Source organism: Dyadobacter fermentans DSM 18053, assembly GCF_000023125.1.
Classification (GTDB): Bacteria; Bacteroidota; Bacteroidia; order Cytophagales; family Spirosomataceae; genus Dyadobacter; species Dyadobacter fermentans.
This window is the reverse complement of the sequence record NC_013037.1, coordinates 1,618,575-1,634,984: the sequence shown is the minus strand read 5'-3', so window position 1 is coordinate 1,634,984 and position 16,410 is coordinate 1,618,575. Positions and strand designations below refer to the sequence as shown.

General features: G+C 54.6%; 10 protein-coding genes. 8 read left to right on the top strand and 2 right to left on the bottom strand.

What is annotated here, in order from left to right; all coding sequences use genetic code 11:
* Positions 1–105: 105 nt before the first annotated feature.
* Both DFER_RS06845 and DFER_RS06840 read right to left on the bottom strand, forming a co-directional pair.
* A complete protein-coding gene (locus DFER_RS06845) occupies positions 106–1,356 on the bottom strand; it encodes an SGNH/GDSL hydrolase family protein (protein ID WP_015810888.1) in 1,251 nt (416 codons plus the stop codon).
* Positions 1,357–1,563: 207 nt separating this feature from the next.
* Complete coding sequence (locus DFER_RS06840; RefSeq protein ID WP_015810887.1) at positions 1,564–2,544, bottom strand: alpha/beta hydrolase; 981 nt, start codon at positions 2,542–2,544, stop codon at positions 1,564–1,566.
* Between the two features lie 234 nt (positions 2,545–2,778).
* On the opposite strand from DFER_RS06840, the gene DFER_RS06835 reads away from it, so the two are divergent.
* The 8 genes from DFER_RS06835 to DFER_RS06800 all read left to right on the top strand — a co-directional run bounded on the left by DFER_RS06835 (position 2,779) and on the right by DFER_RS06800 (position 16,381).
* Entirely contained in the window at positions 2,779–3,636 is an 858-nt protein-coding gene (locus tag DFER_RS06835; RefSeq protein ID WP_015810886.1) for an NAD(P)H-binding protein, read from the top strand.
* 34 nt (positions 3,637–3,670) lie between these two features.
* Positions 3,671–4,480 carry an AraC family transcriptional regulator gene (locus DFER_RS06830; protein WP_015810885.1) on the top strand — a complete coding sequence of 270 codons (810 nt, stop codon included), beginning with the start codon at positions 3,671–3,673 and terminating at the stop codon, positions 4,478–4,480.
* 118 nt (positions 4,481–4,598) lie between these two features.
* Positions 4,599–6,425 (top strand): alkaline phosphatase, encoded by a 1,827-nt coding sequence (locus tag DFER_RS06825; protein ID WP_015810884.1) that lies wholly within the window; start codon positions 4,599–4,601, stop codon positions 6,423–6,425.
* Positions 6,426–6,562: 137 nt separating this feature from the next.
* Entirely contained in the window at positions 6,563–7,156 is a 594-nt protein-coding gene (locus DFER_RS06820; RefSeq protein ID WP_015810883.1) for an RNA polymerase sigma factor, read from the top strand.
* Positions 7,157–7,254: 98 nt separating this feature from the next.
* Entirely contained in the window at positions 7,255–8,481 is a 1,227-nt protein-coding gene (locus DFER_RS06815) for a FecR family protein (RefSeq protein WP_015810882.1), read from the top strand.
* A gap of 297 nt (positions 8,482–8,778) precedes the next feature.
* Entirely contained in the window at positions 8,779–12,240 is a 3,462-nt protein-coding gene (locus DFER_RS06810; RefSeq protein WP_041736018.1) for a TonB-dependent receptor, read from the top strand.
* Positions 12,241–12,264: 24 nt separating this feature from the next.
* Positions 12,265–13,989 carry a RagB/SusD family nutrient uptake outer membrane protein gene (locus tag DFER_RS06805; protein ID WP_015810880.1) on the top strand — a complete coding sequence of 575 codons (1,725 nt, stop codon included), beginning with the start codon at positions 12,265–12,267 and terminating at the stop codon, positions 13,987–13,989.
* 82 nt (positions 13,990–14,071) lie between these two features.
* Complete coding sequence (locus tag DFER_RS06800) at positions 14,072–16,381, top strand: outer membrane protein assembly factor BamB family protein (protein ID WP_015810879.1); 2,310 nt, start codon at positions 14,072–14,074, stop codon at positions 16,379–16,381.
* The last annotated feature ends 29 nt before the right edge of the window (positions 16,382–16,410 follow it).

The window sequence follows — 16,410 nt, the reverse complement described above, 5'->3', positions numbered from 1 at the left end:
GGATATGAGGGGTTATTGAATAAAGTCTATGATCGGTTACAAGTTAAGTTATAAATCAATTCGTTTTTAGACTTAAAAAAAAAAGATGCGTAAACCGATAGCCTCTCAGCGTGTGAGCAATGCTTTTTCCTGAACCAGCGCAGCCAATGCATTGGCGATTTTCGCATGGCCCGATGCATTGATATGGCCATCGACGGGGTAGTAATCAGGCGCTTTCAGCAGTTCGTCAGTGTGAAGAAAATACAAATGCCCGTCGCCGGTTTTCTGCGCCTCCGCTTCGAATGCGCGGATCAGTTCGGGGCGTGTGTACCGGCCATCGAGGTGCAGCACCACGATATTGCCCTGGTAAAACCGGCGGATTTTGGCGAGTGATTTGAAAAAGTACTCCGTATGCTTCGCTGTTTCCTCCGCTGTTTTGATCTTCTGCGGCGTGACCACGTTCAACTTCCGGCCACCAAACCAGGCCGATAATCCTCCCCCGATTTCGCCGAATGCCGATATTGGACTCGTCCAGATCCGTTTCAGCAGATCCTTTTCGCGCACGAAAAAGTAAGTAAAGCGCATCGGATAGTAGGTTTCGTTGATTTGGTTGAATATGGCGGTGTTCGCAAATGTTTCGGGCGTAAGCAGCTGGCCCTGGTTGGCGGGCTCGTTGCGGGCCTGGTTTTCTTCAAGGTCATTATCGCAGTATTGCAGTACCACCAGTTGGCAGGAATCCCGTTTGATCTTTGAAAAAAGCAGCATTTCGCGGAACGTGGCGTAGGATGAAATGCCTGCATTCAGCGTTTTTACGCCCAGTTTCCGGCCGGTCAGGTCGGCGTATGTCTGGTTTTCATCCACGCCCCAGCCCATGGTGAACGAGTCGCCTAGGAAGACGAGTTTAGGATTATTAAGCGAGGGTTCGTCGTCGCGGACGCCGAAGCTGTTGATTTTGAATTCATTACTATATTCCAAACTGGAATGCACGCCTTCGCTGCCGGGCCGGAGCACATATCCCAGATCGGGCGAATAGCTCGCAAAATTCCGGTTAAACTGGATCACATCCCGGTAGTTGATCCATTTGCCCAGCACACCCACTTCCTGGCGTTCGGCTCGCTCGTTGACCTCAATCGTATGCCGGATGTAGAAATAGGCGGCGGTTTCCATTAAAACAGGCAGCAGCAGCGCCGTCCAGAAAGGCCATTTCAGCAGCCGGGTAACCGACCAGCAGAAAACGACGAACGCCAGCGGGACGAATGCCTTGAAAAGTAGCACGGTCCATGTGAAGTGTGTGAAAAGTTGCCAGCGGTAAACCGCTATGGCCAGCAGCAAATAGCCGGAAAAGACGGCGATTGCCCCGATTTGTCTCTGCGTCATTAGAATCACTGTAAGGATATAGGTGCGGCAATTTAACCGCTTACATTCAACCAGACACGGAAAAAGACGGAAATTGTTCACGTTTTTATTTTATTTTTTATCAGAAATTTATAATGAATTGATAATGTGATTTATAGGATTGGAGAATATAAAAAACGGGTTACACTTGCGCGCAACCCGTTTCCGTGTAGTAGTATATATAAGAGTTTATTTCAAAGCTTCGCGGATGGCGGCACCGGCTTGGAGCAATGCGCCCTGCACCGCCGGAACGTTTGCCAGCGGGTTCAGCAGGCCGTAATCGTGGATCAGTCCCTGGTATCTCACGAGCGTGGTTTTTACGCCCGCAGCTTCCAGTTTGCGAGCATAAGCCTCGCCTTCGTCGCGCAGGACGTCATTTTCGGCAGTTTGGACCAGGGCTGGGGGAAGTCCCTGCAACTGTTCAGTGGTAGCTTGCAATGGCGATGCGTAGCGATGTTTCCGTTCTTCGGGGTCGGTGGTGTAGTTATCCCAAAACCATTTCATCATGTTTTTGGTCAGGAAGCGGCCTTCGGCGAACTGGTTGTAGGATGTGGTTTCGAAATTGGCGTCGGTAACGGGCCAGAGCAGCACCTGCAATTTGATTTCCGGGCCATTGTCGTCTTTCGCTTTTAGGGCGGTTACGGCGGCCATGTCGCCACCGACGCTATTGCCCGCGACGACCAGCCTGCTGCCATCCACATTAATTTCTTCGCCATGTGCGGCCACCCATTTGGTAGCGGCGTAAATTTCGTTGATCGCCGTCGGATATTGGGCTTCGGGTGACGGGGTGTAATTGACAAAAACAGCTGCTGCGCCGGAGTAAACCACCAGGTCGCGGACAATGCGTTGGTGGGTAGGGAAGTCGCCGAGCACCCAGCCGCCGCCGTGAATGAATATGAACACGGGGAGTTTGCCGGTGGCACCTTCGGGTTTCACAATGTCGAGTTTAACCGTAATGCCGTCCTGTGTAATGGTTTTTTCACTCGTTTCCACACCCGACAGATCCACTTCCACCGAATTTTGTGCGCCTACGAGCACATTACGGGCATCAGCGGGCGAGAGTTGTTCCAATGGCGTGCCGCCGCCGGAATTCAGCGCGTTGAGGAAGGTTTTAACATCTTCAAAAATAGCAGGGTCGTTGGCGGGGTCGATGATATGCAGCGTTTCCATGATCTAAAAAGGTTTTTGTGATTGAATATTTGTTTCGTTCGGTTGTGATTGATTTGATAGGACAAAACTAGACGCGGCCGAAACGGGAAACATTAACCTAGGTTAAGAAAAAAAGATTTTGGCAAAAAAATTGAAAATGTGTGGCCGCGGCCGAAAAAATCGCACATGACGGATTTGTTCTATTTTGAGGGTAGGGGAGCTTCTAGTTTTGTCTTAAACTAAAACAGACAAACAATGATAGCCATCACAGGAGCAAACGGAAACCTTGGAAAAGCCACACTCGCATTCCTTTTGAAAAAAACATTACCGGGCAACATCGTCGCCATTGTGCGTGATGCAGGTAAGCTCAGCGAATACATCGGTTCGGGAATCCATATCCGCACGGCAGATTATGAAGATCAGCAGTCGTTGGAGAAGGCGCTGAAAGGCGTGCACAGGCTGTTGCAGATCTCCGCTTCGGCCACGGGCGTCCGGGCAATGGCGCAGGAAACGCGCGTGGTGCAGGCCGCCGTGCGCTGCGGAGTGAAAGAAATCGCTTACACCAGCACGCTGTTCCCCCACGAATCGGCCCATTTTCACGCAGCGCATATTTGCCGCAATACCGAGGAACTGATCCGGCAGAGCGGCATGCGTTACGTCTTGTTCCGCAACAGCATGTACCATGAAACGATCCCGCTGTTTATCGGCGAAGCCATGGGCGACGGCCGGATCTTTTACCCGTCGGGCAGCGGGCGCGTGAGTTTCGCGTCGCGGAAGGACATTGCCGAGGCGCTGTCCAATGTGCTCACCGGCCCGACTTTCAACAACGCGACGTTCGATATTACCGGCGCGGAGACATTCAGTTTTGCGGACATTGCATTAACATTAAAAGATATAGCAGGCTACCACGACGCCGCGCACACCGATATTTCGCCGGAAGATTACCGTAAAGGACTGCTCGGTTTCGGGCTGGGCGAGGATGAGGCCGGGTTTTATGCCAGCATGGCCGACAGCATCCGCGCAGGCGAATTTGAAAAAACGCATCATTCGCTCGAAGGCTTCCTGGGACGCAAACCGCTTGGGGTTCAGCAATATCTGAAAGAATTGTTTTGAAAAAATAGGTAACTTGCCTTATTCATCATTAGCCATGAAATACCATCAGATCCTGCCGCCGCCGCATTTACGAGACTACGTCCGGTATTACTGGGCGCTCGAAAGCACGGGCAGGCCCGACGAGCAAATCCATTTCGTGACCATCGCCGACGGTTCTCCGGGCATCATTTTCCAGCAATCTCCGGGGGCTTCGTTTCAGGAAGGGAAGCAATTATCGTCGGTGTTCCTGTACGGACAATCGACCGCCCACACCCGCATCGTGTCGCCGGCCACGTTCAGCACCATCGGGGTATACTTTTATCCGCATGCGCTGAAATCGATTTTCGGGATGGATTCCAACGAGCTCACGAACGATTGCCTGGACCTGGACCTGTTTTTCAATGGCCAGCATCTGATGGAACGGCTGGACGGCGCTTCCGATGTGGATACCAAGGCAAATATCCTCTCTGAATGCCTTTGGGCGCAGATTTGCCGCAACGATCACCACCTGCAAACCGCCACGCGCCATGCATTGCAGCGCATTATCCAATCGCACGGCAATATTTCGATGAAGGAACTGCGGCACGAGTTGCGGGTATCGGAGCGCACGCTCGAAAGGCGCTTTCAGGAGGGAATAGGGTTATCGCCCATGCTTTTTGGAAGGATCTGCCGTTTCCAGGCCTCGCTTAACCAGCTCCGCAGGCAGTCGTACGACAAGCTGTCCGACATTGCCTTCGAGCAGGAATACGCCGACCAATCCCATTTTATCCGCAATTTCAAAGAGTTTACAGGCCTCACGCCCTTCCAGTTTCGGAAAAGCATTCACGAAACGGTGGAGAATTTTCCGGTGCTGGTCCAGTCGTAGGCGGTTTTAAATAATTGTTATGAAAAAGGCATTTCCGCGTGGGGGAATGCCTTTTCAACGCATATTTGCCGCCATTCCCGGTTCAATCAGCTATTCAAACCGCCGGGGACATTGATTCATGAATGCTTTTTCAAAACTCTCGATTTCACTTTTTGCCCTTTTGCCCTGGGCTGTTTCCGCTCAACACAATTCCGAAAACCCGCTTTCGCGGGCGCATTCGCATAATGATTACATGCAGGCGGCGCCATTCACGCTCGCCCACGAGCACCAGTTCGGCTCGGTTGAAGCCGATGTGCATTTCCGTAACGACACGCTTTACGTCGCACACGATTCCCGCGACATCAGCGCCGACCGCACTTTCGACAAGCTGTATTTGCAGCAAATCATCAAGCAGATCAGCAAAAACCAGGGGAGCATTTACAAGGATAAAAGGCGCGTAATGACGCTGTTGATCGACCTGAAAACTACTTACAAAGCGACCCTGCCGGCATTGGTAAAAGCCCTGGCGCCGCATGAAGCGCTGCTGGCCCCGAAAGGCTCGGTGAAGGTGGTGCTGAGCGGCAACACGCCCCCGCCGGCGGAATTTGAACAATATCCGGCATTTATATTCTTTGACGGTCGTCCGGGTGTGAGCTATACCTCCGGGCAGGCCGCGCGCCTGGGGATGATCAGCCAGGACTTCCACAAATATTCGCAATGGAACGGAAAGGGCATCCCGGTTGAAAAGGACCGCAAAGCGCTCGTGGACGCGATCTCGCAAGCGCACGCGATGGGCAAGCCGTTCCGTTTCTGGGCAAGCCCCGACAACATCAATGCATGGAAAGTGCTCATGAACCTCGGCGCCGACTACATTAACACCGACCACGTGGCCGAGCTGGGCACATTTCTCAGCGGCCGCAAGAACGCCGAATACCAGTCCAGGGAGTTTTACAAGCCCTACCAGCCCACCTACAAAAACAATGATGCGCTGGGCAAGGTGAAGAACATCATCCTGCTCATCGGCGATGGAATGGGGCTCGCGCAGATTCACTCCGGCCTCACCGCCAACCGCGGCGAACTCAACCTCGGCAAATTCCTCAATATCGGTTTTTCCAAAACGGCCTCTTCGGACAACTACATTACCGACTCGGCGGCAGGCGCGACCGCCTTCGCCACGGGCAACAAAACCCGCAACCGCGCCATCGGCGTCGATTCCAACCTGGTGGCCGTGCCGTCCATTATCCGTGAAGTGAAGGCCACCGGCCGCAAGTCGGCGCTGATTTCCGCCGGTGACATTACCGACGCCACACCGGCCGCATTCTACGCCCACCGCCCCGAGCGCAGCCAAATGGACGAAATCGCGACGGATTACCTCAAAGAGCCCGTGGATGTGCTCATCGGCGGCGGTTACAGCCATTTCGCCAAAACCAAAACTGCCGATTCACTGAAAGCACGCGGATTTGGAGTGTCGGACAATTGGAACGACCTGGCGAGCATGAAAGCGCCATTCGTTTTGCTCGACGATAAGCACACGGTGTCAATGCTCAAAGGCCGCGGCGATTTCCTGAAAGATTCGTTTCAAAAAGCACTTCAATCCCTGCAATCGAACCAGAAGGGCTTTTTCATGATGGCCGAAGGCGCGCAGGTGGATTACGGCGGCCACGCGAACATAGTGCCTTACGTAGTGACCGAAATGCTTGATTTTGACAAACTGGTAGGAGAGGCCCTGCGCTTCGCCGACTCGAACGGCGAAACGCTCGTGATCGTCACTGCCGACCACGAAACCGGCGGCCTCACGCTTCTGGACGGCAATCTGAAAACCGGCTACGTGGACGGCCAGTTCAGCACCGGCGACCACACGGGCATTATGGTCCCCGTTTTCGCCTACGGTCCCCATTCCCTGGATTTCCGTGGCGTGTACGAGAATACGGAGATTTATCGGAAGATGAGGGCGATTTTGAAGTAGGGAGGAAAAGGGAGGAAGGGGAAGTGAATTTTTTCCCTTTCCTCCCCCTATTCCCTTTTTAAAAACATTTAATAACCATATTTTCCTATTTGATTCCGTTTTGATATTACATTTGTGCGAATCTGGTATGTATTCCTTTGAAGATAAACGCGACACATAATGAGACGGAGTTGCTGACTGAGATTGCAGCCGGCAGCGAGAGGGCTTTTGCCACGCTGTTTCATTGGTACCGCGATAAGGTCTATTCCGCCGCATTCCGGCTTACGCATTCCAGTTTCCTGGCCGAAGAAGTGGTGCAGGATGTGTTTTTGAAATTATGGGTCAAAAGGGAGACATTACTTGAAATCGCCGGTTTTGAGGACTATCTCTTCATTATGACCCGCAACCACGTGTTTTCGGCCCTCAAAAGAATGGCGCGGCAGCAGCAGCTCGTCGATGACCTGCAACTTGAACTGCCCGTTGCCGAAAACACGACTTACAACCGCATTCTGGACCTCGAAATTGCGGAGATTGTGCATCAGGCGGTAGAATTGCTGCCTGCACAGCAAAAACAGGTTTACCTCATGAGCAAGGAGCAGGAACTCAAACGCGAGGAAATCGCGAAAAAGCTCCGTATCTCTTCGGAAACCGTGAAAACCCATCTCGCACGCGCATTGCGCCACATCCGTGCGTACAGCAAATTGAAGCTCGAAATTTCCATTTCCTGGCTGCTGTTTTTCCTGGTAAATTAATTTTTAAACTTTTTTTCGTCTCATTGTCCCCCGAAATCGTCCCGCAAATGTCTTTACGGGTGAAGGTCGGTAAAAGCCGTCCGTAATCCTGACTATTTATGCGAAACCAACGACTGGACGACTTGTTTTTCCGGTATTGTGAGAAAATAATAACCGACGAAGAGCGGGAAGAGCTCATGGCCATGCTGCTTTCGGACGATCACCGCGAGCAGATCAACGGGCTCATCGACCAGTTCATGCGCAGCGACGGATCAAAGCACACATTATCCGACGAAACGGCTGACGACATTCTCAGTTCCATTTTTTCGGCTACGGGCGAGCGGAATGTGATCGAAGAGCCCCGTGCCCATGAAGACGAAACGCGGACCCGCCCGATGTGGCTTTTCAAGCTCGCAGCGGCTTCGGTGGTGCTGTTCCTAGTTTACGGCGGCTACCGCTGGCTCAACCGCGCGAAGCCCGTGCCGCAGGTGGCTGTACTGCAAAGCGTGTACGGCGACGATGCGCCTGCGGGCGGCAACAAAGCAAGCCTCACCCTCGCCGACGGCCGCACGTATGATCTGAACACGATTACAGAAGGCAATCTTGCGGTGCAGCCGGGGACGACGATCGACAAATCGAAAGGGGAAGTGATTTATGAAAATACGGCCAATGGCGGCGCTGTGGCGTATAACGTGCTTAAAACGCCCCTCGGCGGGCAATACAAAATCGTGCTGCCAGACGGCTCGCGCGCCTGGCTCAATGCCGGTTCGAGCCTGAAATACCCGACGGCTTTTCAAGGTAACCGGCGGGATGTGGAAATGACCGGCGAGGTGTATTTTGAAATAGAACCTGATAAAAGCCGGCCGTTTCTGGTGCGGGTCGCCGACAAGAATGCGAAAGGGAAGGATATGGAAATCACTGTTTTGGGGACCCATTTCAATATCAGTTCGTACGGCGATGAACCGACCATGCAAACCACTCTGCTCGAAGGTTCGGTGCGGGTGGAGAAGGACGCGGTGACCAAAGTGCTCACACCGGGCCAGCAAGCGCGGGTAGCCACGGGCGAGAAAAGCGACATCGCTGTGAAAACGGTTGATACCGAGAGTGTTGTAGCCTGGAAAGAGGGGCGTTTCGAGTTCAACGGCAATATCCGGGAGATCATGCGGCAGATTTCGCGCTGGTACGATCTCGATGTAAAATATGAAGGCGACGTGGAGAAGAAGTCGTTTGCCGGGACGATCTCGCGCAAAAACAACGTGTCGGAAGTGCTGAAAATGCTCGAAATGACCGGCGGAATCCAGTTCCGGATCGATGACAGAAAAATTACCGTGAAAAATGCAGATTGATTACCTTCAATTTAAACCCGACCCCTGACACATGAGCCTTCTGAATTCATCCTGAGCAGCTTACGGAAAAGGACGATGAGGAAAAAGACCGGATGCGTTGCGACCGCACCCGGCCCGACCTGATCAGTTCTGAGATCATTGGACAACGATTCATTCACTTTTAACCAGGCATACAAAACTATGAAATTTGTATACAAGGGCAAAACTGTCCTATGGAGAGCGTATATATTAATCCGTTCTTTGTGGGAAGCTTACGCCATAAAACACCGAACCGACTTTGGCAAAGTCCTCCTGACGATGAAATTAACCGTGTTGATATTCCTGATTGGTACATTGCAGGTGCTGGCCGAAAACACGTTCGCCCAGCAGGTATCGATCAAAAAGAAGGATGCAACGTTACTGGAAGTGCTCAAAACCGTGAGGAAACAGACGGGCTATCTCTTCATTTGCGACCTCGGTATGCTCGAACAGGCGGAAAAGGTCGATATCAACGTGACCAACGCGCCGCTGAAAGAGGTGCTCGACGCCTGCTTCTCGGGTCAGCCATTGACCTACAACATTGTAGACAAGACTATTATCGTCAAGAAAAAACGCGAACCGGCCCGAAAGCCGAAGGAAGAGGCGAGCATAAAAGAGCCGTTTTCCTTCAACTCCGACCCGGTTTTGAGGGAGCGGATGACGGAGCTGATGCGCAAGAAGGTCGACCTGCAAACGATCTTCGACATCAGCGTTACCGGTAAGGTTACCGACGAAAAAGGCGAGCCGCTCGCAGGTGTGAACGTGATCCAGAAAGGCACCCAGCGCGGGACGTCCACCAACGAGCAGGGCGTTTTCAATATCGACATTACAGACGCCGACGCAGTGCTCACATTCTCTTTCGTCGGCTTTTTGTCGCAGGAAGTGATCGTAGGCCGCCGCAGCCAGATTGACGTCACATTGCGGGTCGATAACAAGGCTTTGGAAGAAGTAGTGGTGGTAGGTTATGGCACGCAAAAGCGCTCGGACCTGACGGGCTCGGTGTCGTCAGTGAAGTCGGAAGAAATCAAAAACCTGCCCGTACGCAGCGTGAACGAGGCATTGCAGGGGCGTGCGGCGGGCGTGCAGGTAACGCGCAACGACGGTGCGCCCGGCGGCTCGTCGGACATTGTGATCCGGGGCGTGGGGTCCATTGGCGGAATGTCGCCGCTGTACATTGTGGATGGTATCCGCATGTCGGCCGGTAACAATTTCAACTTGCAGGATGTGGAATCCATTGAAGTACTGAAAGATGCGAGCGCCGCGGCTATTTACGGCGCGCAGGCTGCGGGCGGCGTGGTGCTGGTGACGACCAAGCGCGGCGTAGCCGGTTCCGACAAGATGAATATCAATTTCAATGCCTATTATGGTGTGCGCCAGCCGGTTAACCTGTATTCGATGCTCAACACGCCCGATTATATCAAGGCTAAGTCGGCTTCGGGCGTGAATACCAGCGGCTGGGGCGACCCAAATACATTGCCTGACAACGACTGGGTGGACCAGATTTACCGCAACGGCAGCGACCAGAGCTATTCACTTTCGCTCTCGGGCGCGACGGCCAAAACCAACTATTACCTCTCGGCCAACTACCAGCGCGAGGGCGGTACCATTATCGACAACTGGTTTGAGCGCTACGGTATCCGTTCCAATGCGGATTTCAAAATCAACAATCGCCTGAAAGTGGGCGAGACGCTGTATGGCTGGCGTACAGGCAATAACCCGGTGCAAACGAGCACATTCCCGTTCCGCTCGGCGCCACTGATCCCCGTGTACGACCCGACGAACCCCGTAGGCGGCTGGGCAAAAACCGGGACGTTCTTTACAGGCCCGAACCTCGTGGGTAACGAGTATATCAACCACGCCAAAAACATCCAGTATGCACTGGAAGGCAATGTTTACCTGGATTGGGAGATCGTAAAAGGGCTGAATTTCCGCTCCACGTTCGGCGCGTCCATTTACAGCGGCGCGAACTATAAGTTTACCGAAGCATTTGATTTTGGTACACTTAAAAACGTGAATGCATTCCTGAGCCGCGACCTGAACAACTCGCGCAACCTGACGGCGAACTTCGTGCTGACCTATAATAAAGCATTCGGTCGCCACGAGATCAAGGCCATGGCGGGTTATGAGGCTTACCAGTCGGATCTGAGCAATTTGCGCGGAGAGGCGCAGGGTTTTCAGGTGATCACCTACAACCTGGGCATGACCACCAATCCAAGCACTTACCGGGCCAGCGGCGGCGAATTCCCGCAAACGCGCCTGCTCTCGCAGTTTGGGCGGATCAACTATACATTTGCCGACAAATACCTGTTCACCGCCAACGTCCGCCGCGACGGCTCCGACCGCTTCGGCCCGGCCAACAAATGGGGCGTGTTCCCGTCGTTCTCGGTGGGATGGAAGCTGAGCGAGGAAGCATTCGTGCGGGACAACTTTTCGCAGGTTTCCAACCTGAAAGTGCGTGCGAGCTACGGTAAGCTCGGCAGCACCAGCAGCATTCCGCAATACACCTACCAGGCGTCGTACGGCGGCAGCGGCGGTACCAACATTCACGGCCTGCCCAACGGCGACCGCTCGAAAGGCTACGCGCTCACCGCCCAGCTCACCAACCAGAATATCAAATGGGAGCAGGTGAACCAGACCGACATCGGTATCGACATTGGTTTGTTCAGAAATGCATTGAATATCACCGCCGACTGGTACAGCCGCCAGACGCAGGACATGATTTACCAGGTGCCCGTGCCGGTTTCGGCAGGGTTCTACGGGTCGAGTGTGTACACCAATATCGGCCAGATGAGCAACAAAGGGCTCGAACTGGCGGTCGATTACCGGGGTAAGGTGAAGGATTTTACCTACGCTGTGAGCGCCAATGCGGCATTTAACAAAAACCTCGTGAAACAGCTGAGCGGGACCAACAACAACCCGATCAACGACGGCGCAGCGGGAGATTACCTCGAAAGCACAGTTACCCGCACGCAGGCAGGCAAGCCGCTGAGCCAGTTCTTCGGGTACATTGTAGAAGGCATTTTCCAAACCGACTCCGAAGTAGCCACTTTGAACCAGAGCGCCCAGGAAGCTGCTGCTGCGGCGGGCAGGCCTACTGCCGGCGTGTTTTTCCAGAACTCGGGCACCGGCGCGGGCGACCTCAAATTCCGCGATGTGAATGGCGACGGCCGCATTACGATCGACGACAAAACGTACATTGGCAATCCGTGGCCGAAGATCACCTACGGTCTTTCGCTCAATCTCGGCTGGAAAGGCATTGACGTACAGGCGATGTTCCAGGGTGTGCAGGGTGTGGATGTTTTTAATGGAAACAAATATTACACCCAGTTCTTCGTCGGCGACTATAACACGACTAACGACATTTTCAAAACCTCGTTCTTCAACGGAAACGGCCTTACCGACCAGCCGCGTGTGGGCACGACGGACGCTTCGGGCAACTACGTCCGCGACCCGAACTCGAACTATACCCGTATTTCGTCCTTTGTGGTGGAAAACGGTTCGTTCCTGAAACTGCGCAACCTGCAAGTAGGCTACACATTGCCGTCGGCATTGGTGAAACAATGGAAAATGAGCGGCCTGCGCATTTACTTCCAGGCTCAGAACCTGCTCACATTTACGGGCTACTCGGGCCTCGATCCGGAAGTGCTGGGCCGCAATGGCACCACCGCCCGCGGGCTCGACACGATTTACTCGTACCCGCGCACGCGGCTCGTTTCCATGGGTATCGATCTGAATTTCTAACCGAATTAAACAGCTGGCAAGGCTATGAAAATACTACACCGATTTCTCCTGATTTTCACGCTCACGGGCCTGCTTTCGTGCAGCGACGATTTCGTCAATGTCGAAAACCCGGGCGCATTGGCACCTTCGCAATACCCGTCCACGGTAGCTGAACTAGAACAGCTGCTCACCGGCGTGTACGGCACGCAGCACGCCACGGGCCTCTACGGGCACACCATGCTTGGCAAAAATCTCTGGCTTTGGGACCACACGCTTGATTTGAGCTGGCAGGGAACACCCACCTGGATTCAGATGGGCCAGAACAATTCGCAGCCCAACGACAGCTTCCTGTACGACACCTGGCGCGAACTATGGCGCGGCGTGCAGCGCAGCAATACTTTGCTGGCCGGCATTGAAACCTACCGCCAGAAAGCGCCGAACGACGCGGCGACCATTGACGTGATCAAAGGACAGGCGCTGTTCCTGCGCGCGTGGTACTATTTCCACCTCGTGTCGTTCTGGGGTGAGGGCTTCAATGCGGCCACGGACGGTGCTAAAATGGGCGTGCCGATCATCACCGAAGTGGCGTCGGGCCTCGATGAAACGCAGGTGCCACGCAAGACCGTAAAGGAAGGCTGGGATTTCATCATCGCCGACCTCAAAGCAGCCGAAGGCCTTCTCAAAAACACCAACTGGACCGGCGCTACCGACAAGCACAAAGTGTCGGGCTGGGCGGTGAAAGGGTTTTTGGGAAAAGTGTACACCTATCAGGCCGATTGGGCAAATGCGAAAACCTACCTGGCCGATGTGGTGAACAACAGCGGCAAGTCGCTCGTGTCGTTTGATGTGTACAAGGATATGTTCAATGGTAAAAATGAGTTTACTTCCGAATCCCTTTTTGAACTGAACCTGAACGTGGACATGACCGCGCGCGGGGGCGACGACCAGTCGATGGGATCGAGCATCGGGATGGTGATCGCGCCTACCTATGTGAACGACAATGGCGGGCAGGCGGCTTCGGCCTGGTCCAATGTGTTCCCGCATGCCAAAAACATCGCGCGTTTCGGCTTCAATGAAGGGCATTATTTCAAACCCGGCACCACCAGTGCGAACATCGCCAATGTGGACCCTGCCTACATCACCCGTTCCCTTGAAGCGAAAAAGAAGCAAACCGTAGACCCGCGCCTGTGGGTGGCTTGCTATCAGCCTTACGTGGACTCGATGGTGGTAAATGGCCGAAAACGCCCGATCTCGCATTATCTCGACATAACCGAGCTGGATATGGAGGCGTGGAGCTTCCGGAAATTCACAAACCCGAACGGAACGGAAGCGGAGATCAACATGTCGAATGGTGCCAACTTCCCGTGGCTGAGGCTGGCCGACGTGTACCTGCTGTATGCGGAAACACTCGCTAAATCAGGTGATAATGCGGGTGCATTGGAATACATTAATAAGGTCAAACGGCGCGCGTACGGCTTACCGGTGAACACGCCTTCCGCAATGGATTACAAAAGTCTCACCGACCAGACCAAGGCCACGGACGCCGTCCTGAAAAACGACCCGCTCAAATACGAGCGCTGGGCCGAGCTCTTCGCCGAAGGACACTGGTGGCTCGACGTCCGCCGCTGGCAAATCGGTGACAAGGAAGCGGCTTACTATCAGCGGATTCGCGGCGGGGCCATTCAATGGGACCCGACCGATTACGCTCAGCCGATCCCGATCAACGAAATCACCGCCAACGTAAACATGCGGCAAAATCCGGGATATTGACGATGTCAGTCTGAGCGAACGGGCCCGCCCGTTCGCTCAGACTGACATCTAATCAGATTTTCCTAAACCCAACCTTCATTTAATGCATTCGAACCAACACAAAAAAGTCGGTCCGCCGGGGCGATCCTTGCGCTTGGTGGCGGTTCCCGTGATACTGACAGCCCTGGTCGCATTCAACGGCCTGCAAACCGACGACCGGAATGCCGACTGGATCGCCTACGGCGGCAACAAGGCCGGGAACCGCTATTCGCCATTGACGCAGATTAACCTCAGCAATGTAAGCCAGCTCCGGGTGGCCTGGGAGTACGACGCCGCGAAACTTGCCGAAGTGACGCCTGCCGCAGGGGCGCCTGCCGCAGGATCGCCTGCCGCAGGGGCGCCTGCTTCAGGGTCGCCCGCGCGGCGGCGCCCGATGGAAATCCAGTGCCAGCCGATCATCGTGAACGGCGTGCTGTATGGCACCACGCCGTATCTGAGCCTTTTTGCCCTGAAAGCCGACACCGGTGAGGAGTTGTGGCGTTTCGATCCGTTTGCCGGGGGCACGCCGCGGTTTCATGCCAACAGGGGTGTAATGTTTTGGGAAGATGGCAGGGATAAAAGAATCCTATACACCGCCGGGAACCACCTTTGTGCCGTCGATGCGGCCACTGGAAAGCTCGTGCAGCGCTTCGGCGATGGCGGTCGGGTGGACCTGAGTGCAGGAGTGACCGGCCGGCCCGGACGGGATAATGACAAACTATCCGTGGACGCGACCTCGCCGGGCGTGATTTATAAGGATATGCTCGTGATCGGCTCGCGGGTATCCGAGTACGGCGATGCCGCACCGGGGCACATTCGTGCATTCGATGTGCGCACCGGAAAACTCAAATGGACCTTTCACACCGTGCCCGAACCCGGCGAACCCGGCCACGATACCTGGCCGAAAGATGCCTGGAAACGCATTGGCGGTGCCAACAACTGGGCCGGAATGGTGCTCGACGAAAAGCGCGGCGCCGTGTATTTCGGTACCGGTTCGCCGTCGGTCGATTTTTACGGCGCGGACCGGGAAGGGAAGAATTTGTATGCCAATTGCGTGATTTCGCTCAATGCAGAGAAGGGCAAGATGAACTGGTACTACCAAACCGTGCACCACGATCTTTGGGACAGGGACATTTCCTGCCAGCCCAACCTGCTCACCGTCACCCACAAAGGCAGCAACGGCAAACCCCGCAAAATCGACGCCGTAGCACAGGCTACCAAAGACGGCCTGCTGTTCCTGCTCGACCGCGACACCGGCAAGCCGTTGTTCCCGGTAGAAGAACGCCCCGCATTGACCGACTACCACCTGCCCGGCGAACATCCCTGGCCCACGCAGCCATTCCCGATCAGGCCGGCGCCATTCGCACGCCAGAATTTCACCGAAAGCGAAATCACCGACCGCACGCCCGAAGCGCATGCATTTGTTTTGGAAAAATTCAAACAAACCCGCTCCGGCAATAAATACATGCCGCCCAGCAAGGAAGGCAGCCTGTACCTGGGCATCGGCGGCGGTGCCGAATGGGGCGGTAACGCGGCCGACCCGGAAGGCATTTTGTACCAAAACGCCAACGAAATGGTGTGGGACCTGAAAATGATGGACTACCAACGCAGACCATCTGCCGGAAAGCCGGGAACCAGCCAGACCGCCGCATCGCCCGGCCAGGCTGTGTACATGCGCAATTGCGCCGCCTGCCACCGCGCCGACCGCCAGGGCAGCGGGCAGGAGTACCCGAGCCTTGTGCAGGTCGGTAGCCGGATGTCGAAAGAAGAAATCGGCAGCATTATCAAAACCGGTCGGGGACGAATGCCGTCATTTCAGCACATTTCCGACAAGGATCGCGACGAGCTGGTGGGTTTTCTTTTGAATACACCTTCTAAAACTCCCGGCGCGGAGGAGCACAGTGCCAGCGAAGCGCCTGCGGAAGCGCAATCGGTGTTTCCCTACATTCCGCCTTACATTAATAATGGTTGGACGCGCTTCTTCGACCCGGACGGTTACCCGGCTATTAAGCCACCCTGGGGCACGCTCAACGCCATCGACCTCAACACCGGCGAATACCTCTGGCGCGTCCCGCTCGGCGAATTCCCCGAGCTGACCAAAAAAGGCGTTCCCATTACAGGCACCGAAAACTACGGCGGCCCGATCGTGACAGCCGGCGGCCTGGTATTCATTGCAGGCACCAAAGACGAGAAAATCCGCGCATTCGATCGTAAAACCGGCAAAACCGTTTGGGAATACCAACTGCCCGCAGGCGGCTTTGCAACCCCGGCCACCTACATGGTGAATGGGAAGCAGTACGTGGTGATCGCCGCCGGAGGTGCCAAAAACGGCCATAAAGCCGGAGGTAAATACATCGCATTCGCCCTGCCCTGAACCAAATTTATACCATTCCTAATCCAGAA

Excerpts from the sequence above, each read along its gene's own strand:
- DFER_RS06825 (WP_015810884.1), top strand. The coding sequence starts at position 4,599 with ATGAATGCTTTTTCAAAACTCTCGATTTCACTTTTTGCCCTTTTGCCC.
- DFER_RS06810 (WP_041736018.1), top strand. The coding sequence starts at position 8,779 with ATGAAATTAACCGTGTTGATATTCCTGATTGGTACATTGCAGGTGCTG.
- DFER_RS06840 (WP_015810887.1), bottom strand. The coding sequence starts at position 2,544 with ATGGAAACGCTGCATATCATCGACCCCGCCAACGACCCTGCTATTTTT.
- DFER_RS06815 (WP_015810882.1), top strand. The coding sequence starts at position 7,255 with ATGCGAAACCAACGACTGGACGACTTGTTTTTCCGGTATTGTGAGAAA.
- DFER_RS06805 (WP_015810880.1), top strand. The coding sequence starts at position 12,265 with ATGAAAATACTACACCGATTTCTCCTGATTTTCACGCTCACGGGCCTG.
- DFER_RS06800 (WP_015810879.1), top strand. The coding sequence starts at position 14,072 with ATGCATTCGAACCAACACAAAAAAGTCGGTCCGCCGGGGCGATCCTTG.
- DFER_RS06835 (WP_015810886.1), top strand. The coding sequence starts at position 2,779 with ATGATAGCCATCACAGGAGCAAACGGAAACCTTGGAAAAGCCACACTC.
- DFER_RS06830 (WP_015810885.1), top strand. The coding sequence starts at position 3,671 with ATGAAATACCATCAGATCCTGCCGCCGCCGCATTTACGAGACTACGTC.
- DFER_RS06845 (WP_015810888.1), bottom strand. The coding sequence starts at position 1,356 with ATGACGCAGAGACAAATCGGGGCAATCGCCGTCTTTTCCGGCTATTTG.